A 20,025-nucleotide genomic window follows, 5' to 3' on the forward strand; every position below is an offset into this window, starting at 1 on the left:
CCTCCCGGGATATACAGAAAAGCTCCCTGAGCAGGTTCCGCCCAGAGAGCTTTTGAGCAGAAGTCCGGCCGACTACAGCTTGCCGTTGCGCTGCTGGACCATCATGAAGGTGTCGTAATTGTATTCGGCCACCTGCGCCCAGAGATAGTGCTCCTTGCGGAAGCCCTTGATCGATTCCCAGATCTTCTTGAACGGGGCGTTGGAGGCTTCCATTTCGGTATAGACCTCGTTGGCCTTTTCGAAACAGGCAGCCATGATCTCCTGGCTGAACGGGCGCAGTTTCGCGCCGCCGGCCACCAGTCGCTTCACCGCCGCAGGGTTCAGATAATCGTATTTCTGCAGCATGTTGGCGTCGGCCGCCTGCGCGGCAGTGTGCAGCAGCGACTTGTACGTCGGCGAAAGTTCTTCGTACTTCGCCTTGTTGAACATCAGGTGGACGGTCGGGCCGCCCTCCCACCAGCCGGGATAATAATAATAGGGCGCGACCTTGTAGAAGCCGAGCTTCTCGTCATCATAGGGACCAACCCATTCGGCCGCGTCGATGGTGCCTTTCTCCAGCGCGGGATAGATATCACCGCCGGCGATCTGCTGCGGCACGACGCCGAGTTTCTGCACCACCTTGCCGGCAAAACCGCCGATTCGCATCTTGAGGCCGGAAAGGTCGGCCACCGTGTTGATTTCCTTGCGGAACCAGCCACCCATCTGGACGCCGGTGTTGCCGCCCGGCAGGCCGAAAAGGCCCTGCGTGGCGAGAAACTCGTTGAACAGGTCGATGCCGCCGCCATGGTAATGCCAGGCATTCATGCCGCGTGCGTTGAGCGAAAAGGGAACCGCCGCACCGAGCGCCCATGTCGGGTCCTTGCCCCAGTAATAATATGCCACCGTATGGCAGGCCTCGACCGTGCCGGCGGTGGTGGCGTCGGCGGCCTGCAGGCCAGGCACCAGCTCGCCGGCAGCAAAAACCTGGATCTGGAAATTGCCGTCGGTGGCTTCCGACAGCATCTTCGAGAACACCTCGGCGCCGCCATAGATGGTATCGAGCGACTTCGGGAAGGACGATGCCAGCCGCCATGTCACCTTGGGATTGGACTGGGCGATGGCAGGCGCCGCCAGCGTGGCCGCCGCCGCCGCGGCACCGACGCCGGTGACACCGGCCTTGCGAATGAATGAACGACGATCCATGAACTTCCTCCCTTTTGGATCAACAGGCCGACGTCAGGAAATCCTCGGTTTCCCTGTCGGTTCGTTCGAGACAATACACGGGCAAGAAGTCGAGTCCAGCAGGCCGACCCGATTTGACGGCGAAGCCCAGCTACCCTGCAACTATAGTCTAACAGGCCATTTCGTGGCCCATGCGACACGTTGAAACTTGGCATGGAAAAATGCCCGGCGATGGCCTATTTTGCAGGCAGGACATCCTTGCCCAGATGGAACATAGAGCCAAAATGCACCAGCCGCTCGTCGCCATATCGACCGACGTCCGTCAGTTCGACAACTACACCTGGCATGCAGCCCCACAACAATATCTGGAAGCGGCGATCACCGGCGCCGGCGTGTTTCCGGTGCTGGTGCCATCGTTCGGCGACCGGCTCGATTTCGACGAACTTCTGTCGTCGGTCGACGGCGTCATGGTCACCGGCTCGAAATCCAATGTGCACCCCTCGCTTTATGGCGGCGACGCCAGCGAAGCCAATGGCCCCTATGATCCGGCGCGCGACGCCACGACGCTGCCGCTCATCCGGCGGGCGATCGAACGCGGCGTGCCGCTGCTCGCCATCTGCCGCGGCATCCAGGAATTGAACGTGGCGCTGGGCGGCACGCTCGGCACCGAGATCCAGGAGCGCGAGGGTTCGCTCGACCACCGCGCACCGGTGAGCGACAAGCAGGACGAACGCTTCGCCATCCACCAGACCATTTCTATCAAACCCGACAGTTGCCTGGCCGGTGTGTTCGGTGCCGGCGACATCAAGGTCAATTCGTTGCACCGCCAGGCGATCGACCGGCTCGGCTCGAAGCTGCAGATAGAGGCCGTCGCCAGCGACGGCACAGTCGAGGCGGTTTCGGTGCGCGACGCCCGCGCCTTCGCCGTCGGCGTGCAATGGCATCCGGAATACTGGGTCAAGTCGGACAGCAATTCGGTGAAGATATTCCGTGCCTTCGGCGATGCGGTTCGGCTGCACGCCGCAGCGAAGGCTGGCGCACGGGCCGCAGCGGAATAATCAGTCGCCAGATTTCTTATCGCCTATGGCCGCCAGCGACAGCAGCGGCAGCGCCGGGGCATAGGATTCGTAGCCGTCGCCGTCGGCAGTCGCGAAGGTGACGATCGGATCGACGCCGTTGGCGCTGAAGGCGACCGTGCCGTCGTTTTGCTCGCGCCAGAACTTCGCCTGCTCTATGCCCGGCAAGAGCCGGCGGCATTTCGGAGCAACGGTGAGCAGCGACAAACCGTCCGAAATTTCAGCCCCGCGGCTGACTGCACAGACCGCCTCATCGCCATTGGCGACCAGCCTGTAGCTGTTGGACAGGGCGGCCTCGTTGGCCACGCTTTCCACGCTGCCGCCATGAAACAGCTGAATGCCACCAAACAGCGCTGCGGCAGCGATCAATGCGGAAAGTGCTTTCATCATTCTTCATCCACGTACACGGATAGGTTGAAGAATGATTCCAAAGGGTTAAGCTGACGTTAATAAGTGAGGCAGCCTCAAGCTCGCGCCTTGACTTCCGCCGTCTCGGGCACCGGGGTCAGCGGACGGCGCTCGGTGAACCAGGAGACCAGATTGTCGACGCAGAGATCCGCCATGGCGCGGCGGGTATGGTCCGAGGCCGAGCCGACATGCGGCAGTAGCGAGGTGTTGGGCGCATCGAGCAGCGCCTTGGGCACGTTCGGTTCGTAGGCAAAGACGTCGAGGCCGGCGGCGGCGATGGTGCCGGTGACAAGGGCTGCCGCAAGCGCCGCCTCGTCAACCGTGCTGCCGCGACCGATGTTGACGAAGACGCCGTTGGCGCCAAGCGCCGACAGGATCTCGGCATTGACCGCCTTCTCCGTCGAGTCGCCCCCCGGCACGACCGAAATCAGCGTATCGACGGCTTCGGCAAGTCCTTTCAGGGTCGCATGGTACTGGTATGGAAGACCTTCGACACGGCGCCGGTTGTGGTAGGCGACCGGCAAGCCAAAAGCTTCCAGACGCCGGGCGATGGCCTGCCCAATGCGGCCCATGCCGAAAATACCCACACTGCGCCCGCGCAAGGTCAGCCGGCTCAGCGGATAGTTGCCGTTGCGCACCCAGCTGCCGTCGCGCAGCCAGGTTTCGGCGCGCGGCAGGTCGCGGATGGTGTTGATCAACAGCCCGATCGTGGTATCGGCGACCTCCTCGGTCAACACGTCGGGCGTGTTGGTAACCATGATGTTCTTCGCTCGGGCATGGCCGACATCGACCGAATCATAGCCGACGCCAAAGGAGGCGATGAGCTCGAGGTTGGGCAATGCATCCATCATCGCCGCGTCGATGCCGGCAAACGAAGCGATGCCGCGCACATCACTGCGCATCTCGTCGGTGACGAGCGCCGGATCGGCGCGTTCGATTCTGACACGCCTGAACGTGCGGTTGATGCGGTCGACCGCATGGTCGTTGAAATCGCCCGGCACCAGGATGGCGACGGATTGCAGCTGTTCGGCCTTGGTCATGCACGCTCCACCGGCTTGCCGGTCGACTGACGCACATGCAGTTCCGGCTTGATCAATTCCTGCGAGGGCCGCACCGTCTGGCCGTTGAGCTTGTCGAGCAGCGCGCTGGCGGCGCGGCGGCCAACCTCGCGCTGGCCGTTCCAGACAGTGGTCAGCGCCGGCGTCGCGATCGCCGCTTCCTCAAGGTCATCATAGCCGGTAACGGAGATGTCGACGCCGGGCACAAGGCCGGCACGGGCAATGCCGTTCATGAGGCCGATGGCGACAAGGTCGTTCCAGCAGCAGGCAGCCGTCGGCCTGTCCTTCAGCGCCAGGAACTGTCCGGCGGCCTCGAAGCCGGCCTGCTTGGTGCGCGGCCCGGCGATGCGCCATGACGACCTGACTTCCAGCCCGGCCGCCTCCATCGCATTGACATAGCCCTGGTAGCGGTCACGGCCGGTCGAGGTCTGGTCGGTGCCGCCGATCATGGCGATGCGCTTGTGGCCGAGCGAGATCAGGTGGTTGGTGGCGAGACCTGTCCCGTAAGAGTCGTCGCCGCGAAACACCGGCACGTCGGCACCCTCGACGGTGCGCGCGATCAGCACAGCGGGGAGGCCGTTCTCCTCGGCCATCAGGATGTCGGAAGCCGGAGTGCCTATCGCCGGCGACATGATGACGCCGTCGGCGCCGAGCTGCAAAAGCGTATCGATAAAGGTGCGCTGCTTTTCGAGCTGATCATAATGATTGGACAGGATGAAGGTCTGCCGGCTGCGGTCGAGCTCGCTTTCGATCGAGCGCAGGATCTCGGCGAAGAATGGGTTCATGATGTCGTGGACGACGACGCCGACAATGCCGGAACGCGAGGTGCGCAGGCTGGCGGCGCGTCGGTTGTAGATATAGCCGATGGCGCGGGCATGTTCCTTGATGCGGTCACGGGTGGTCCCGGCAACCAGAGGGCTGTCGCGCAGCGCCAGCGAGACCGTGGCCGTGGACACGCCGAGCGCATCCGCGATCGTCGAAAGCTTGATTTTTTGTGCCAGCGACGTGTGCTCCCCGGACCTGAACTTCCAGACCTAAACTGTTTAAAGGCGGCGTTATGCCACCGATCGGGGGCAAATCAAAGTTTTTTTGCCAACGCTTCGGCCTCGACATCCGAGGCCGCGCGGCTCCGCAGCCGAAGCCTATGCTCGCGATGGACGATGTAGAGACCGCTGGCGACGATGATGGCGGCGCCGACCAATGTCCAGCGGTCGGGAAACTGCTTGAAGACGATCCAGCCGGAAATGATCATCCACACCATCTGCGAATAGGGATAGGGCGCCAAAGCCGTGGTTGTCGCCAGCCGGTAGGCCTGGACCAGCAGCCAGTGACCGACGCCGCCGAACACGCCGAGCATCAGCAGCACGAACCAGTGCCAGCCATCATGCGGCAGGGAAAACGAAAACGGCAGCAGGGGCAACAGCAGCAGCGCCGGCGCCAGCGCCGAAAACAGGATGAGGCTCTCCGATGTCTCGGTCGCCGACATGCGGCGCGTCATGATGACGTAGAAGCAGTTCGACAGCATCGAGCCGAGCGCGAAGAGATGTCCGATGCCGAAAACGCCGACGCCCGGCCGGGTGATGATGAGGACGCCGGCAAAGGCCGCCAGGATGGCCAGCCAGCGCCGCCAGCCGGCCCACTCGCCAAGCAGCGGACCGGCCAGTGCCGTGATCACCATCGGCCCGAAGAAATAGATCGAGGTGGTCTCGGCCAGTTGCAGGGATTTGAGCGCCAGCACATTGAATATGGTCGATCCGAACAGGAACGCCCCGCGCAAGATATGCGCCGGCAGGTTGACCGGACGAAACCGCACCGGTTGGCGCCAGCCGCGCAGCAGCGTGCCGACCAGCACCACATGCACGGCAAAGCGCACCCAAGCAACGATCAGCACGGAAACGCCGGCAAGGACGAGGTATTTGCTTGATGTGTCGAGGAAGGTGAAGCAGACATAGGTGGAAAGCATGCACAGGATCGCCACCGGGGGCGTTGCGCTTTCTACATGTCTTTGGGGAGCACTCACTTGCAGGCCGGGTGGGAAGCTGGGCTGGAGCCCACCTTTGCGGGAATTGCCGGCTCCCGGCAAGCCAATTGTCGCCAGCCGCGAGGTGAAAGCCTGCTGGCACAACAAGAGCCGCCGGCAGGCGTAGTGCCTTGGCTAGGCGTGCATGCGGGCGCCCTTGGTGATCTTGTCGACCAGCTTCTTGTCGGCGCGAAGCGCGATCCCGACCACCTTGGCGTCTTCAGGCGCGAATTCGGCGAAGACGGCGCGGTTGGCCGCGTCAAAGCCGGTCGAAAACATTTCCTCGACATAGAGCGAGGTGGTCACGCCGCGCTCCAGTGTGCGCCGATGGATGGCGCCCAACGTTGTCTGGTCGGCGGACAAAACGATGACCGGCTGGATCGACAGCGGGTTGTAGAGATTGCCGGCGCGGTCGCGATAGGGTTCACCGATGATATCGGGCAACTGCGCGACGATGCCGCTGGTCAGGAAAGCGGTGACGTTGAGTTTCTGCCAGACCGGCAGATCTTCCCTGAGCACGATTGCAAATTTCGTATCGAACATGAGACATTGGCCGTTCGGTTGTGCCCCAATGCGAGGCTGAAGGAGACGATGTCGCACGATCTAGACAGCCAGGCTTTCAAGGGTCTTGGACGTTTGTGCGTCGATGCGGCGGAAAACCGTATCATCTCCGCCCCCGATCCCGCAGGCATGGAGCGGATCGAGGCGCGCTTCCGTGGCAGCGCGTTCGACCTGCATCGCCACGACACCTATGCGATCGGGGTGACGCTGCACGGTGTGCAGACGTTTCGCTATCTCGGCGCTGCGCGCCACAGCCTTCCGGGACAGATCATCGTTCTGCATCCCGACGAGTTGCATGACGGCGGCGCCGGCACCGAGGACGGCCTGCGCTACCGAATGCTCTATCTGGAGCCGTCGCTGATGCTCGCCTGTCTTGGCGGCGCTTCGCTGCCTTTTGTCAGGGATGGCGTGGTGACGGACGCCGCCTTTTGCGCAACGCTGCTTTCGGCGCTGGGTCCGCTGGAGCAGGAACTCGACGAGTTGTTCGTCGACGACTTCCTGACGCAACTGATGCAAAGCCTGATCCGGCATGGCGGCCAGTCGGCGAAGCCGATGACCAGGACGGCGTGGCGGGCGGCTGCGCTGGCGCGCGACTATCTCACGGAAAACCTGAACCGGCCGGTGCGCTCCGGTGAACTGGAAGCGGTAACCGGGCTTGATCGCTATGCCTTGTCACGGCATTTCCGTGCCGCTTTCTCCACCAGTCCACATCGCTTCCTGGTGATGCGCCGGCTTCAGCGCGCGCGGCGGATGATCGCCGCCGGCGAACCATTAGCACAGATCGCGGTCGAAGCCGGCTTCAGCGACCAGAGCCATTTCATCAGGCAATTCAAGAAGGCGTTCGGCATGACACCGGGACGCTGGTCGTCGCTGATCCAGGGCTCTGCCGCGGCGGCCTGATCGCCTGCCGCGACAATCCGCCGGTCAGCCGTCCGATTCGGCGTCGTCGTCGATGAGCACCAGTTCCTCGTTCGAGAGGTTGGCCTCGATGCGGGCAAGCAGTTTGAACAGCGACTTCTGGTCCTTCTTGTCGAGGCCCTTCAGCGCCTGCTTTTCGGTCTTCTTCACCGATTTCTCGATGGCGTGGATGATGTCGCGACCGGTGTCGGTGAGGAAGATATGCGCCTGACGGGCATCGGCCGACGAAGCGCGCTTCTCCAGAAAACCCTGCGCCTGCAGCCGGTTGATAGTCTTGGTGATGGTCGGCGGGCGCACGCCGAGGCGTCCGGCCAGATTGCCAGGCGTCTGGCCGTCCTCACGGTCGAGCGACAGCATGATCTGGTCCTGGCCGGCATAGAAGCCGTGCGCCAGAAGCCGCGCCGCCAGCGCCGTTCTTGCCAGCCTTGCCGCCGAATGCAGCCGGCTCATTGTCGCAGTCTTGTCCGCCTTGGCCATGGTCTTCCCTCTTCGGCCGTACCGGTGCGGGCAGCATAGAGGCAGCCGGCCGGTTGGCAATCGACGATCAAAAAGATTCCGGTGCTTCAAACAGCTTTGCCGGCAAGCATTGTGGTCCGCCGTGGCTAATGCCAGATGTTTATTTCAGTTAGATGACAAACGAATTCCCCGTCGGAGTTTTCGTCGCCAGCAGGGTGGTGGCGTGACCGCCGCTCAGCCAGGCTTCACCGCTACGATCATCAGCGCCTGATAGGCATCCTCCAGCTCGCGCAGCGCGGCCTGCGATTGCGGTCCGGCCTGCCTGGCTATGCCGTCCGCGGCATTCGAGGTGTCGCGCTTGCCCGGCCGGTCGTTGTAGGGTGCGACCGTGGTGAAAATCTGCTCGCTGAGGCTGTCGGGGAAGAACAACTGTCCGGTCATCACCGAACTGTCGTTAGGGAAGATCTTGAAATGGATATGGGTGGTGCGGCCGCGATACCAGCCGGGATAGATGGTGGCGAAGGAAACGATGCCGCTCGCGTCGGTCCTTTGCCAACCACGCAGGAAGGTCCGGCCCGACGTGTCGACGTCGCGGTCGTCACCCTGTCTGGGATAGCCGGAATAGGCGCCTTGCGCGTCGCAATGCCAGATGTCGACGCGGGCGCCGGCAAGTGGGCGGCAGTCCGCGTCGACAACCTGCAGCCGAACGCCAAGGGCTATGCCCTTCTTGCCTTCGGTGACGTCCGCACGTTCGAGTTTCGGGTCGAAATAGAACGGCCCCTCGGTCACTTCAGGCGTAATGGTGCAGACACCGGCGCCGTTTTCGAACAAGGCCAGTCCGGCATAGGGTAAAGTCTGGTCTGCAATCGCGGCGGCGGGCAGGAAGGCACCACCGCCGGCGGTGACCGCGATCAAACCGAGCGCCTGGCGCCGGCTCATTGAGAAGGAGGATGGCTTGCCGGACATATCTTGCCTCTCGAATTGGCCTCTCGTATCCTGATCTAAGCGGTCACAGCGGCTCTCGCCAATGAAAATTCAGCAATGTCGGCAAGCCGGTTTGGCCCATCGGTTTGCCCCGTGCAAAAGCCCGACACACACCCTATATGGAGCCGACATTCCCTTTTTCTCAGGCCGAATTTTCGAGGCCCAGCACTTTCGAGGCAAGCCATGAGCGACGCACAGACGCAGATCCCCGTAACCGTTCTCACCGGCTATCTCGGCGCCGGCAAGACGACGCTGCTCAACCGCATCCTGTCGGAAAACCACGGCAAGCGCTACGCCGTTATCGTCAACGAATTCGGCGAAATCGGCATCGACAATGATCTGATCGTGGAATCCGATGAGGAAATCTACGAGATGAACAATGGCTGCATCTGCTGCACGGTGCGCGGCGACCTGATCCGTGTCGTCGAGGGCCTGATGCGCCGGCCAGGCCGCTTCGACGCCATCGTGGTCGAGACCACCGGGCTCGCCGATCCGGTGCCGGTGGCGCAGACCTTCTTCATGGACGACGACGTGCGCTCCAAGACCAGGCTTGACGCGGTGGTGGCGCTGGTCGACGCCAAGCATCTGCCGTTACGGCTCAAGGATTCCAGGGAAGCCGAGGACCAGATCGCCTTCGCCGACGTCGTCGTGCTCAACAAGACCGACCTCGTCACATCAGAAGAACTCGCCAAGGTCGAGGCGACGATCCGCGCCATCAATCCGGCGGCGAAGATCCATCGCACGACGCGAGCCGGCGTCGCGCTGACCGAGGTGCTCGACCGCGGGGCCTTCGACCTGTCGAGGGCACTGGAAAACGACCCGCATTTCCTCGAGGCGCATGACGATCACGATCATCATGACCACGATCATGACGGTCACGATCACCACCACCACGATCATGACGGGCACCACCATCACGCTCATGCGTCCGACATCCATGACGTGACAGTGCAGTCGGTGTCGCTGCGCGGTGGCGAGATGGACCCGAAGAAATTCTTCCCGTGGATCGAGAAGATCACCCAGATGGAAGGTCCCAACATCCTGCGGCTGAAAGGCATCATCGCGCTCAAGGGCGACGACGAGCGCTATGTCATCCAGGGTGTCCACATGATCATCGAGGGCGACCACCAGCGCGCCTGGAAGGACGGCGAGAAACATGAGAGCCGGCTAGTGTTCATCGGCCGTGAACTCGACGCCGAGCGGCTGAAGAAGAGCTTTGACGCCTGCCAGGCCTAGGTCCTTCGTAGCGCTGCTCGTTGCGGGTTGAATATCTCTTCATGTACACATATCATGTGTACATGATATTAGCGGCGAGGAGTGACCTATGCCTAGATCAGCCGACAACAAGACCGAGCGCTACCAAATCCGCATTCCGCCTGAGCAGAAGGCGATGATCTCCCGCGCCGCAGCGCTGTCGCACAAGGACATGGCCGACTTTATCCTCGACAAGGTCGTGCCCGAGGCGCAGGCCGTAATAGAGGCAGCGGAGGTGACGAAGGTGTCGGGTCGCGATTTCTCACGCATCCTCGATCTACTGGAACACCCGCCAAGACCCAACGCCAAGCTCAAGGCCGCGATCGCCGCCTTGCCGGACACTCTGTGACGCTTCCGTCCTGGCATGAAGAACCGATTGCGAGACGTCACGATCGGGCTTCCTTCGATTGCGGCGACGCGCAAATGAACGATTTTCTGCGGCGGTTCGCGCGACAGAGCCACGATCAGAATGCAGCCAAGACCTTCTGTGCGATTGATGACGCGGCTTCGGAGCGTATCCTTGGGTTCTATACGATCGCACCGTCTGCAGTCGCCCATGAAACCGTGCCCGAAGCCATGACGAGAGGCTTGGCGCGACACGAGGTTTCCGGTTTCAAGCTTGCACGGCTCGCGACCGACCGCACCGTCGCAGGGCAAGGGCTCGGCGGTCAGTTGCTTGCTGCCGCGGCGTTGCGCTGCCTACGGCTTGCCGGCGAGGGCGGCGGCATCCTACTCATCATCGATGCCAAGAGCGAGCGGGCGGCAAGGTGGTATGCCAGTTATGGCGCCGAGCCCCTCCAAGGATCGGATTTGACCCTGGTGATGCCCCTGGCGACGTTCGCAACCGATCTGCGGGAGAGAGGGCTGCTTTGACAACCGCCTCTCGCGACTTGCCTAACCTCATGGTTGCCGGAACCGCAAACGTCGAGTAAGCCGCCCGGGCTGTCTCTACAATCTCGTCCAGGTGAATAAGAATAGTCATGCCCACAGTCGCCCCGCTTGATCTCGAAGGCCATTGCATCGCCGCCGTCTTTCTCGGTGACGTGCCGCATTTCGCGATGGCCGACGGCGTCGTCCATCGGCTCGACCATGGCCACAAGACAGTTCAGGCCAATGACGGGCTGCTGGCCGCCTTCCATGATGCGGCCAACGACCGGCTGATCACCGGCGGCGAGGACGGCAAGGTGTTTGCCGTGAAAGCGGGCGGCGAGGCCACGGAATTGGCAAGCGCCGCCAGGAAGTGGATCACCAGCGTTGCCGCCGGGCCGCAAGGCGCCATCGCCTATGCCTCAGGCAAGACCGCCTTCGTGCGCTTCGCCGACGGCAAGACCAGGGAATTCACCCATCCGCGTTCGGTCGAGGGCCTGGCCTTCTCGCCCAAGGGCATGCGCTTCGGCGTTGCCCGCTACAATGGCGCGACGCTGCATTTCCCCGCCGCCGAGGGCAAGCCGGTGGAACTCGAATGGGCCGGTGCCCACACCGGCGTCACCTTCTCGCCGGATGGCGCCTTCCTCGTCACCACCATGCAGGAAAACGCGCTGCACGGCTGGAAGCTCGCCGACGGCAAGCACATGCGCATGACCGGCTATCCCGGCAAGGTGAAAAGCCTGTCGTGGAGCGTGAAGGGCAAGTGGCTGGCGAGTTCCGGCGCGCCGGCGGCGATCGTCTGGCCGTTTTCGGGCAAGGATGGGCCGATGGGCAAGGCGCCGCTGGAACTCGGCACGCGAGGCAACGCCATGGTGACGGCTGTCGCCTGCCATCCGAGCCAGGATGTCGTCGCCATAGGCTATGATGACGGCATGGTGATGGCGGTGCGTTTTGCCGACGCCAAGGAAGTGCTGTTGCGACGGCCGGGCAAGGGCTCCATCACCTCGATGATGTGGGACAAGGAAGAACGCCGTGTCGCCTTCGGCAGTGCCGCCGGCGATTGCGGCGTCATCGACATCACGGCCTGACCCCGCTCACTCCGCTCCACACGACACTTTGCCGCTGATTTCAACCGGTTTGCCGTCCTGGTCCGTATCCGCCGCGGCGTCGTAGATGGAGAGCGTATAGCTCCCGTCATAGACGCCTTCGTCGCTGGTCTTGGTCAGGATCGTCAGTTCGATCGAGTTGATCTTTTGCGCGGCCTCGTGCTCACGATAGATGTTCAGCCGCAATTCCTTGCCGTCGAGCCAGTACTGCGTCAGGTTGGAATCCTCGAACACGGTCTTGCGCAGGCTGTCGCCGGCAGGCCGGCTCAGAATTTCGAGGTTGCCGCGAAAGTTGAAGGTCGGCCCGCCCATGCCTCTGGTGACGCCTGCCTCGACCTCGAATGTCGCCGCCGTGTCCTCGGTGGAGCACCAGATGCCGCCCGACGCAAAGGCAGCGCCAGCCGACGACAGAAGCATTGCCACACACATGATCGTTCTCATTTTGCCCCTCCACCTCAAATCCCGCTCATATTGGCGCTGACTTCGGCAGCACGGTCAAGCGCCGCTGCCAAAGGCTGAGCCAACGCAGGACAGATGCGCGGCCAATTGCGGATGCGGACACGGATTGGCTAAGAGGGATCGACCAGAGGGGTTTTCATGCACAGCGATATGTCCAAGACGTCCATCGGCGGCATCGGCCGCGACCGCATTGCCGATTTGCGCGAAACCGAGGGGGCAGCCTTCCGCAAGGCGCGGCCAAAATCGCAAGCCAAGATCGGCAACGGCCTGCCCGGCTTCTTCGGCGGCGTCCCGATGCACTGGATGAACGATTGGCCGACGCCGTTCCCGATCCTGGTCGACAACGCCAGGGGCGCGACGATCACCGACATCGACGGAAACAAGCTCGACGATTTCTGCCTTGGAGACACCGGCTCGATGTTCGGCCATTCGCCGCCACCGGTGGCACGCGCCATCCGCCGCCAGGCCGGACGCGGCCTGACCTATATGCTGCCTTCGGAAGATGCGCTGGCCATAGGGCCGCTGCTGCAGCAGCGCTTCGGCCTGCCGTTCTGGCAGATCGCGACGACGGCGACCGACGCCAACCGCTTTGCGCTGCGTGTTGCCCGTGCCGTCACCGGCCGCGAAAAAATCCTGGTCTTCAACGGCTGCTATCATGGCTCGGTCGACGAGACGATGGTGCGGCTGATCGACGGCAAGCCCGTCAACCGGCCGGGATTGGCGGGCGAGTTCCGCGACCTGACCCGCACGGCCAAGGTCATCGAGTTCAACGATGTTTCAGCACTCGAAGCCGCGCTCAGGGATAAGGATGTGGCCTGCGTCATTGCCGAACCGGTGCTGACCAACTCCTGTATGGTGCTGGCCGATCCGGGTTACCATGACGCCCTGCGCAAACTGACACGCCAAGCCGGCACGCTGCTTCTGATCGACGAGACGCACACGATCTCGACCGGCCCCGGCGGCTATACGAGGAAGTATGGCCTCGACCCGGACCTCTTCGTGCTGGGCAAGCCGATTGCCGGAGGTGTGCCGGCCAGTGTCTGGGGCATGAGCGACGACGTTGCCTCACGCTACGCGGATTACAACAGGACCAAGGAGCCGGGCTATTCCGGCATGGGCACGACGCTGTCGGCCAACCCGCTGCAGTTCGCGGCGATGCGCGCCACGCTCGAAGAGGTGATGACCGAGGGGAATTACGACCGGATGGATCATCTGGCGCGGCGGCTCGATGCCGGGCTGATCGGCGTGATCGATCGCTATCGTCTGCCCTGGCATGTTTCCCGCGTCGGCGCCCGCGTCGAGTTCATCTGTGCGCCCGGTCCGCTGCGCAATGGCGCCGAGGCGGAAATGGCGCATGCACCGGAACTGGAGGCCGCCATCCATGTCGCGCTGGTCAATCGCGGCGTGCTGATCGCACCCTTCCACAACATGATGCTGATCTCGCCGGCGACCTCGGCTGCCCAGGTCAACCGGCTGATCACCGCCTTCGGCGCGGTTGCGGCGAAGCTTGCGGCATGAGACAAGCGGCGATGGACCACCCCAATGCCATGATAACCTCACCTTCGGGCTCGACACCTGCCGAGGCGCAAGCCTTTCTCGACGCCCATCCCGAGATCGAGGCCTTCGATATCGTCCTGACCGATGCCAATGGCGTCGGCCGTGGCAAGATCGTGCGCCGGCATGAGCTGAAAAGCATCTTCGAGGGCGGCCGCCACATGCCGATCTCGATCCTCGGCCTCGATATCACAGGCGAGGATGTACACGAGACCGGGCTGATCTGGACCACCGGCGACGGCGACCTCAGGGCCTGGCCGATCCCCGGCACGCTGGTGCCGCTCTATGGCACGAGCCCGCCGCGCGGCCAGTTGCTGATGGCGATGTACATGCTCGACGGCCGGCCGATGTCGTCGGATCCGCGGCTGGCGCTGGCTCGGCAGGTGGAGATCCTGGCGGCCAAGGGTCTCTATCCGGCCGGCGCCTTCGAACTTGAATTCTTCCTGCTGGCCAACGAACGCGACGCCGACGGCAAGGTGCAGCCCGCGCGCGCCGTGCTCGACGGCCGCGTCTCGGGCAAGACTGAAGTCTATTCGGTCGATCATCTGCACGGCATGGAGCCGCTGTTCTCCGACATCTATGCCGCGGCCAAGGCGCAAGGCATTCCGGCCGAGACGGTGATTTCCGAATATGCGCCCGGCCAGTACGAACTGACGCTGAACTACCGCAAGGATGTGATGCGGGCGGCCGACGATCTGGTCATGCTGAAGCGGCTGGTGCGGGCGCAGGCGCGCCGCCATGGCGTCACCGCCTGTTTCATGGCCAAGCCGATCGAGAAATATGCCGGCTCGGGCATGCATTTCCACGTCTCGCTGCAGGACAAGGCCGGCCGAAACGTCTTTGCCGAAGCCGGCGGCGAGAGCTGGTCGCTGCCGCTGCTGCAGGGGCTTGGTGGCCTCATCCAGACGATGGCGGAATCGATGCTGGTGTTTGCGCCGCACGCCAATTCCTGGCGGCGTTTCGTCTCGCAATCCTATGCGCCGGTGGCGCCGACCTGGGGCGTCAACAACCGCTCGGTGGCGCTACGCGTGCCGGCAGGCGACGCGAAGAACCGGCGCATCGAGCACCGCCCGTCCGGCGTCGACGCCAACCCTTATCTGATCGCCGCGACCGTGCTCGCCGGCATCATCAAGGGCATGGATGAAGGCCTCGATCCGGGCCCCGAAACGACCGGCAACGGCTATGAGGCAGCGGTCACGCGCACGACCATGCCTGTCGACTGGCGCGCCGCGATCGAAGCGGCGCGGACGTCCAGCTTCCTGAAGAACGCGCTCGGCGAGGACCTGCACCGGACGTTCGTGGCGATCAAACAGTCCGAGTATCTGCGGGTGGCACGCACGGTCAGCGAACTGGATTACCACCTCTATCTGCACGAGGTTTGATGGATTCATGATGGGCGGCGATCACTTTTTCGCCGCCTCCATCAAATGAGGTAGCGGATCTCCTGTTCAGAACATATCATGAACATATGAGCGCACTTACCGTCCGTGAAAAGCTGGCGATCCTCTCCGACGCCGCCAAATACGATGCCTCCTGCGCCTCTTCCGGTGCTGCAAAAAAGGATTCCTTGAAATCCGGCGGCATCGGCTCCACCGAAGGCATGGGCATCTGTCATTCCTACGCGCCGGATGGCCGCTGCATTTCCCTTCTCAAGATCCTGCTGACCAATTTCTGCATCTACGATTGCAGCTATTGCATCAACCGCTCGTCGTCCAATGTGCGGCGCGCCCGTTTCACCATCGAAGAGGTGGTGAAACTGACCATGGATTTCTACAGGCGCAACTATATCGAAGGCCTGTTCCTGTCCTCCGGCGTCGTCCGCTCACCGGACGAGACCATGGGCGAGATGGTCGAGGTGGCACGCCGGCTGCGCTTGGAGGAGAAGTTCTCCGGCTACATCCATCTGAAGACGATCCCGGAAAGTTCGGCGGAACTGGTCGAGAAGGCAGGGCTTTATGCCGACCGGCTGTCGATCAACGTTGAACTGCCGACCGATGAGGGCGTGAAGCGGCTGGCGCCCGAGAAGAAGCCGGAGACAATCCGGCTTTCCATGGCCAGGCTGCGCCAGAAGATGGAGGAGAAGGCTGAGCCGACTTTGAAGACCAAGAAGCGCGAACGCTTTGTGCCGGGCGGTCAGTCGACGCAGATGATCATCGGCGCCGACAAGACATCCGACGACGGCATCCTTCACACCAGCGCGCGGCTCTATGGCAGCTATCATCTGCGGCGCGTCTATTACTCGGCTTTCAGCCCCATTCCGGATTCGTCATCGTCGCTGCCCTTGCTGAAACCACCGCTGATGCGCGAGCACCGGCTCTATCAGGCCGACTGGCTGATGCGGTTCTATGGGTTTTCACAGCCGGAAATCCTTGCCGGGAGCAGCGACGGCATGCTCGATCTCGCCATAGACCCGAAGCTCGCCTGGGCGCTGCGCAACCGGGGACAGTTTCCGGTCGACATCAACCGCGCCGACCGCGAAGCGCTGCTGCGGGTGCCGGGTCTCGGCACCAAGGTGGTGGCGAAGATTTTGGAGACGCGCCGGCACCGGCGCATGCGGCTCGAGGACGTCGGACGGATCTGCCAGTCGGTCGCCAAGCTCAGGCCCTTCATCATCGCCGAAGGCTGGTCACCTGGTGCGCTGACCGACAAGGCCGGCCTGCGCGACAGGATCGCCTACTCCTGCGAACAATTATCGTTGTTTTGATCATGCGGCCGGCGCAACTCGATCTCGCCAGATACAGAGTTCGGCTCGACAGCGAGACGGATTTTGCCGGCTGGCGTGACGCGGCACGGCGGCTCGCCCTGAATGAGGTCAGGCCCGAGGACGTCGGCTGGCATGTCGCGCCGGGCTCTGATCAGGCAGAATTGCCTGAAGTGCCTGCGGGCGCGCAGCTCGTCGTGCCGCGCGACTTCATCGGGCATGCCGAAACGGCGTTCTGCCATTCCGATTCCGGCCGGTTTGCCTTTATCTACAGAGTGCTTTGGCGATTGCGCGACGAGCCTAAACTGCTGGAAATCGCGTCGGATCCCGACACCAGGCGGCTTGAGACCATGGAAAAGGCGGTGCGGCGCGACAGCCACAAGATGCACGCCTTCGTGCGCTTCCGAAAAATCGGCGACGGTGCCGATGAGCGCTATGTCGCCTGGTTCGAGCCGGATCATTTCATCGTCGAGCGCAACGCCGATTTCTTCGTCAGGCGTTTCACCGGCATGCGCTGGACGATCCTGACGCCCTATGCCTCCGCCGATTGGGATGGCGAAAGGCTGGCGATGGGGCCGGGTGCTGCCAAGGGCGATGCGCCTGATCAAGACGACACCGAGGCGCTCTGGCGGACTTATTTCGAGAACATCTTCAACCCGGCGCGGCTGAAGGTGAAGGCGATGCAAAGGGAGATGCCAAAGAAATATTGGCGGAACCTTCCCGAGGCCTCGCTCATTCCAGACATGATCGCAGGAGCGGACAAGGCCGCCAAGGACATGATTGCGAAGATGCCGACAACACCCGCGCCGCACCACGCAAAGGTGCAGGCACGGCATTGGCCGAAGCAACAGCCTGCCGAGACGGCGGAGGACGATGCCGCAAGCACGATTTCCGAGTTGCGTGAGGTAGCGAAAGGCTGCCGTCGCTGCCCGCTTTGGCGCGACGCGACGCAGACCGTCTTCGGTGAGGGCCCCGACAATGCCAAAGTGATCTTCGTCGGCGAACAGCCGGGGGATCAGGAGGATCTCGCCGGCAAACCTTTCGTTGGTCCGGCCGGCAAGGTGTTCGATGCGATCCTGGACGATGCCGGTGTCGATCGGCAAAAGGTCTATGTCACCAACGCAGTCAAGCACTTCAAGTTCGAGCCGCGCGGCAAGCGCCGCATCCACTCCAAGCCGAATTCCGGTGAGATTCAGGCCTGCCGCTGGTGGATCGACCAAGAATTCGAGCTGATCAAGCCTAACCTCGCCGTGGCACTCGGCGCGACAGCGGCGATGTCGCTGCTCGGCAAGGCGATCCCGGTGACAAAGATGCGCGGACAAGTGATCGAGCGCGAGGACGGATTGCGCGTGTTCATCACCATCCATCCCTCCTTCATCCTGCGCATCCACGATCGGGCGGACAAGGAAGCCGAACGCGAACGGTTCCTGCAGGATATGAAGCTGGTGAAGCGGCTGATGGCCGCCTGATCAGTTTTGTTTTTGCGCGATTCCAGACGGAAAACCGCTTCACACTTCCTGGAATTGCTTCAGCTACCTGATCAGAATTGCCCTGAGATCGTTGACATTCGTACCGGTCGGGCCGGGTACGAAAAGATCGCCAACCGCGTTGAAGGCCGTCCAGGCATTGTTGCCGGCAAGCATAGCCTTGGCGTCCACCCCGGCTGCGCGCATGCGCGATACGGTCGAGCCATCGGCGAAGGCGCCGGCATTGTCTTCCGAACCGTCGATGCCGTCGGTGTCGGCGGCCAGCGCGTGAATGCCGTCGACGCCATTGATGCCGATGGCGAAGGCCAGCAGGAATTCCGAATTGCGGCCGCCCTTGCCTTTTGCGCGCAGCGTCACGGTTGTCTCGCCGCCCGACAGGATCAGCACCGGCTTTTGAAATGGCCGGTTGCGCGTCGCCACTTCGCGCGCGATCGCGGCATGGACGCCGCCGACTTCGCGCGCTTCGCCCTCGATCGCATCGGAGAGGATGATGGCTTCAACGCCTTGCCGTTTCGCTTCCGCAACAGCCGCTTCGAGCGACACCCCGGCCGAAGCGATCAAATGCACCTCGTTGCGCGAAAAGCGCTCGTCATCCGGGCTTGGCGCATCGGCGGCCGGCGAATTGATATGCGCCATCACCGAGGCCGGCAGTTTCATGCCATAGGCCGATATCGAGGCCAGCGCGTCTGCGCGGCTGCCTGTATCCGGTACGGTTGGGCCGGAGGCGACCATTGCCGGATTGTCGCCGGGAATATCGGAGACGATCAGCGACACCACCCTGGCCGGCCATGCGGCCGCTGCCAGCCTGCCGCCCTTGATGGTGGAAAGGTGCTTGCGGATGGTGTTCATCGCCGCGATCGGCGCACCCGAGGCGAGCAGCGCCTCATTGACGGCGATCTCGTCGGCCAGCGTCAAGCCGCCGGCGGGCGACGGCAACAGCGCCGATCCGCCGCCGGAAATCAGCGCCACCACTAGGTCATCCTCAGTCAGCCCCTGGACCTTGGCGAGCAGGCGCCGCGAGGCTTCCAGACCGGCAGCGTCCGGCACCGGATGAGCCGCCTCGATGATCTCGATGCGCTCGCAGGTCGCGCCATAGCCATAGCGGGTGACGACCAGCCCTTCGATCGGGCCGGCCCACACTTTCTCGAACGCTGCCGCCATCTGCGCCGAGCCTTTGCCCGCGCCGATGACGATGGTACGGCCCTTTGGCTTGGCCGGCAGATGATCCCGGATGGTTCGTTCCGGATCGGCGGCGGCAACGGCGGCGTTGAAGATGGAGGTCAGGAAGGCCTTGGGATCGAGCACGGTCATTCGGCGTCCCGAGGCAATGCCAGCCCGCGCTTGTCGACGCCCAAATGATCGCACAGCGCATCGACGACGACGCCATGATCCTCCCGCTCCGGCAGTCCGGAGACGGCGATCACACCAATGACGCCGGCGCCCTTGACGGTCACCGGAAAGCCACCGCCGGCCAGCACGTAGTCGGCAATATCCAGCCCTTCGCCGATCTTGAAGCTGCGGTCCGGGCGCTGCTGTTCCAGCACCATGCGGTAGGTGCTTCTCAGGAACCGCTTGACCACATTGGTCTTGCGCCGCGCCCAGTCGGGGTTCGAGGCGTTCGAACCCGGCATCGCGGCGTAGAACAGCGGCCGGTCCCACAGCCTGATGTCGACTATGATGGGCAGGTTCTCGGCAATTGCACGATCGCGAATGGCGGAGCCGATTTTGAAAGCGACGGCCTCGTCGAAGGTGGCGAAGACAAGGGTCTCTTCCTGTCTCTTGATCAGAGCGATGTCATCAGCAACGGCCATTTTCTTTCTCCGAAATCGTCACACGTCGTGTGTACGACAAGCTCCGCTCGGTCAAGCTTCCGTGGAGCGGCCCCTCATCCGGCCGCTTCGCGGCCACCTTCTCCCCGGTGGGGAGAAGAGGAAAGCGTCGGCACTGGCGATCTC

The 20,025-nt window shown here is 63.0% G+C and carries 21 protein-coding genes; 10 read left to right on the top strand and 11 right to left on the bottom strand.

The genetic code is table 11. The features are described from left to right. Positions 1–72 precede the first annotated feature (72 nt). Positions 73–1,182: a TRAP transporter substrate-binding protein gene (locus NKI21_RS01960; protein ID WP_013528215.1), complete on the bottom strand. Its 1,110-nt coding sequence runs from the start codon at positions 1,180–1,182 to the stop codon at positions 73–75. 263 nt (positions 1,183–1,445) lie between these two features. Here NKI21_RS01960 and NKI21_RS01965 point away from each other — a divergent pair, with 263 nt between their 5' ends. Next, the gene (locus NKI21_RS01965; protein ID WP_023813605.1) at positions 1,446–2,219 is read left to right on the top strand and encodes a gamma-glutamyl-gamma-aminobutyrate hydrolase family protein; all 774 of its coding nucleotides are present in this window, start codon (positions 1,446–1,448) and stop codon (positions 2,217–2,219) included. On the opposite strand, the gene NKI21_RS01970 is transcribed toward NKI21_RS01965, so the two are convergent. The 5 genes from NKI21_RS01970 to NKI21_RS01990 all read right to left on the bottom strand — a co-directional run bounded on the left by NKI21_RS01970 (position 2,220) and on the right by NKI21_RS01990 (position 6,266). Beyond that, the gene (locus tag NKI21_RS01970) at positions 2,220–2,624 is read right to left on the bottom strand and encodes a hypothetical protein (RefSeq protein WP_032909483.1); all 405 of its coding nucleotides are present in this window, start codon (positions 2,622–2,624) and stop codon (positions 2,220–2,222) included. 77 nt (positions 2,625–2,701) lie between these two features. Next, positions 2,702–3,685, bottom strand: a complete 984-nt coding sequence (locus NKI21_RS01975; protein WP_352442664.1) for a 2-hydroxyacid dehydrogenase — start codon at positions 3,683–3,685, stop codon at positions 2,702–2,704. Further along, positions 3,682–4,704, bottom strand: a complete 1,023-nt coding sequence (locus tag NKI21_RS01980; RefSeq protein ID WP_352442673.1) for a LacI family DNA-binding transcriptional regulator — start codon at positions 4,702–4,704, stop codon at positions 3,682–3,684. Before NKI21_RS01980 ends, NKI21_RS01975 begins: the two co-directional genes overlap by 4 nt. Before the next feature lie 77 nt (positions 4,705–4,781). Continuing rightward, positions 4,782–5,666, bottom strand: a complete 885-nt coding sequence (locus tag NKI21_RS01985) for a DMT family transporter (protein ID WP_352442663.1) — start codon at positions 5,664–5,666, stop codon at positions 4,782–4,784. Between the two features lie 192 nt (positions 5,667–5,858). Then, entirely contained in the window at positions 5,859–6,266 is a 408-nt protein-coding gene (locus NKI21_RS01990; protein ID WP_352442662.1) for a DUF2000 family protein, read from the bottom strand. Positions 6,267–6,314: 48 nt separating this feature from the next. Here NKI21_RS01990 and NKI21_RS01995 point away from each other — a divergent pair, with 48 nt between their 5' ends. Next, positions 6,315–7,184, top strand: a complete 870-nt coding sequence (locus NKI21_RS01995) for an AraC family transcriptional regulator (RefSeq protein WP_352442661.1) — start codon at positions 6,315–6,317, stop codon at positions 7,182–7,184. A gap of 24 nt (positions 7,185–7,208) precedes the next feature. Here NKI21_RS01995 and NKI21_RS02000 read toward each other — a convergent pair whose 3' ends face one another. Both NKI21_RS02000 and NKI21_RS02005 read right to left on the bottom strand, forming a co-directional pair. Further along, entirely contained in the window at positions 7,209–7,679 is a 471-nt protein-coding gene (locus tag NKI21_RS02000) for a MarR family winged helix-turn-helix transcriptional regulator (protein ID WP_352442660.1), read from the bottom strand. Between the two features lie 213 nt (positions 7,680–7,892). Then, positions 7,893–8,624, bottom strand: coding sequence for an intradiol ring-cleavage dioxygenase (locus tag NKI21_RS02005; RefSeq protein ID WP_352442659.1), 732 nt, complete (start codon positions 8,622–8,624; stop codon positions 7,893–7,895). A gap of 201 nt (positions 8,625–8,825) precedes the next feature. Between NKI21_RS02005 and NKI21_RS02010 the strand changes: the two genes are divergently transcribed. The 4 genes from NKI21_RS02010 to NKI21_RS02025 all read left to right on the top strand — a co-directional run bounded on the left by NKI21_RS02010 (position 8,826) and on the right by NKI21_RS02025 (position 11,851). Further along, positions 8,826–9,878, top strand: coding sequence for a CobW family GTP-binding protein (locus NKI21_RS02010; RefSeq protein ID WP_023813612.1), 1,053 nt, complete (start codon positions 8,826–8,828; stop codon positions 9,876–9,878). A gap of 88 nt (positions 9,879–9,966) precedes the next feature. Continuing rightward, positions 9,967–10,245 (top strand): type II toxin-antitoxin system TacA family antitoxin, encoded by a 279-nt coding sequence (locus NKI21_RS02015; RefSeq protein WP_023813613.1) that lies wholly within the window; start codon positions 9,967–9,969, stop codon positions 10,243–10,245. Further along, positions 10,242–10,769 carry a GNAT family N-acetyltransferase gene (locus NKI21_RS02020; protein ID WP_352442658.1) on the top strand — a complete coding sequence of 176 codons (528 nt, stop codon included), beginning with the start codon at positions 10,242–10,244 and terminating at the stop codon, positions 10,767–10,769. Before NKI21_RS02015 ends, NKI21_RS02020 begins: the two co-directional genes overlap by 4 nt. A 107-nt stretch (positions 10,770–10,876) precedes the next feature. Then, entirely contained in the window at positions 10,877–11,851 is a 975-nt protein-coding gene (locus NKI21_RS02025) for a WD40 repeat domain-containing protein (protein WP_023813614.1), read from the top strand. A 6-nt stretch (positions 11,852–11,857) separates the two neighbouring features. Here NKI21_RS02025 and NKI21_RS02030 read toward each other — a convergent pair whose 3' ends face one another. Next, positions 11,858–12,310 (bottom strand): hypothetical protein, encoded by a 453-nt coding sequence (locus tag NKI21_RS02030; protein ID WP_023813615.1) that lies wholly within the window; start codon positions 12,308–12,310, stop codon positions 11,858–11,860. Between the two features lie 156 nt (positions 12,311–12,466). On the opposite strand from NKI21_RS02030, the gene NKI21_RS02035 reads away from it, so the two are divergent. The 4 genes from NKI21_RS02035 (at position 12,467) to NKI21_RS02050 (ending at position 18,052) form a co-directional block, all read left to right on the top strand. After that, positions 12,467–13,846 carry an aspartate aminotransferase family protein gene (locus NKI21_RS02035; RefSeq protein ID WP_352442657.1) on the top strand — a complete coding sequence of 460 codons (1,380 nt, stop codon included), beginning with the start codon at positions 12,467–12,469 and terminating at the stop codon, positions 13,844–13,846. Further along, positions 13,843–15,264 carry a glutamine synthetase family protein gene (locus tag NKI21_RS02040; protein ID WP_502895369.1) on the top strand — a complete coding sequence of 474 codons (1,422 nt, stop codon included), beginning with the start codon at positions 13,843–13,845 and terminating at the stop codon, positions 15,262–15,264. Before NKI21_RS02035 ends, NKI21_RS02040 begins: the two co-directional genes overlap by 4 nt. 86 nt (positions 15,265–15,350) lie before the next feature. Then, a complete protein-coding gene (locus NKI21_RS02045; RefSeq protein WP_023813618.1) occupies positions 15,351–16,586 on the top strand; it encodes a putative DNA modification/repair radical SAM protein in 1,236 nt (411 codons plus the stop codon). A gap of 2 nt (positions 16,587–16,588) precedes the next feature. Further along, positions 16,589–18,052 carry a UdgX family uracil-DNA binding protein gene (locus NKI21_RS02050; RefSeq protein WP_352442655.1) on the top strand — a complete coding sequence of 488 codons (1,464 nt, stop codon included), beginning with the start codon at positions 16,589–16,591 and terminating at the stop codon, positions 18,050–18,052. Positions 18,053–18,115: 63 nt separating this feature from the next. On the opposite strand, the gene NKI21_RS02055 is transcribed toward NKI21_RS02050, so the two are convergent. Together NKI21_RS02055 and NKI21_RS02060 are read right to left on the bottom strand one after the other, a co-directional pair. Next, positions 18,116–19,381 carry a glycerate kinase type-2 family protein gene (locus tag NKI21_RS02055; RefSeq protein ID WP_352442654.1) on the bottom strand — a complete coding sequence of 422 codons (1,266 nt, stop codon included), beginning with the start codon at positions 19,379–19,381 and terminating at the stop codon, positions 18,116–18,118. Next, on the bottom strand, positions 19,378–19,881 hold the full coding sequence (locus tag NKI21_RS02060) for a heme-degrading domain-containing protein (RefSeq protein WP_352551286.1): 504 nt from the start codon (positions 19,879–19,881) through the stop codon (positions 19,378–19,380). Before NKI21_RS02060 ends, NKI21_RS02055 begins: the two co-directional genes overlap by 4 nt. Positions 19,882–20,025 lie beyond the last annotated feature (144 nt).

Origin of the sequence: Mesorhizobium sp. M0715, from assembly GCF_040320355.1 — a bacterium.
Taxonomy (GTDB): domain Bacteria; phylum Pseudomonadota; class Alphaproteobacteria; order Rhizobiales; family Rhizobiaceae; genus Mesorhizobium.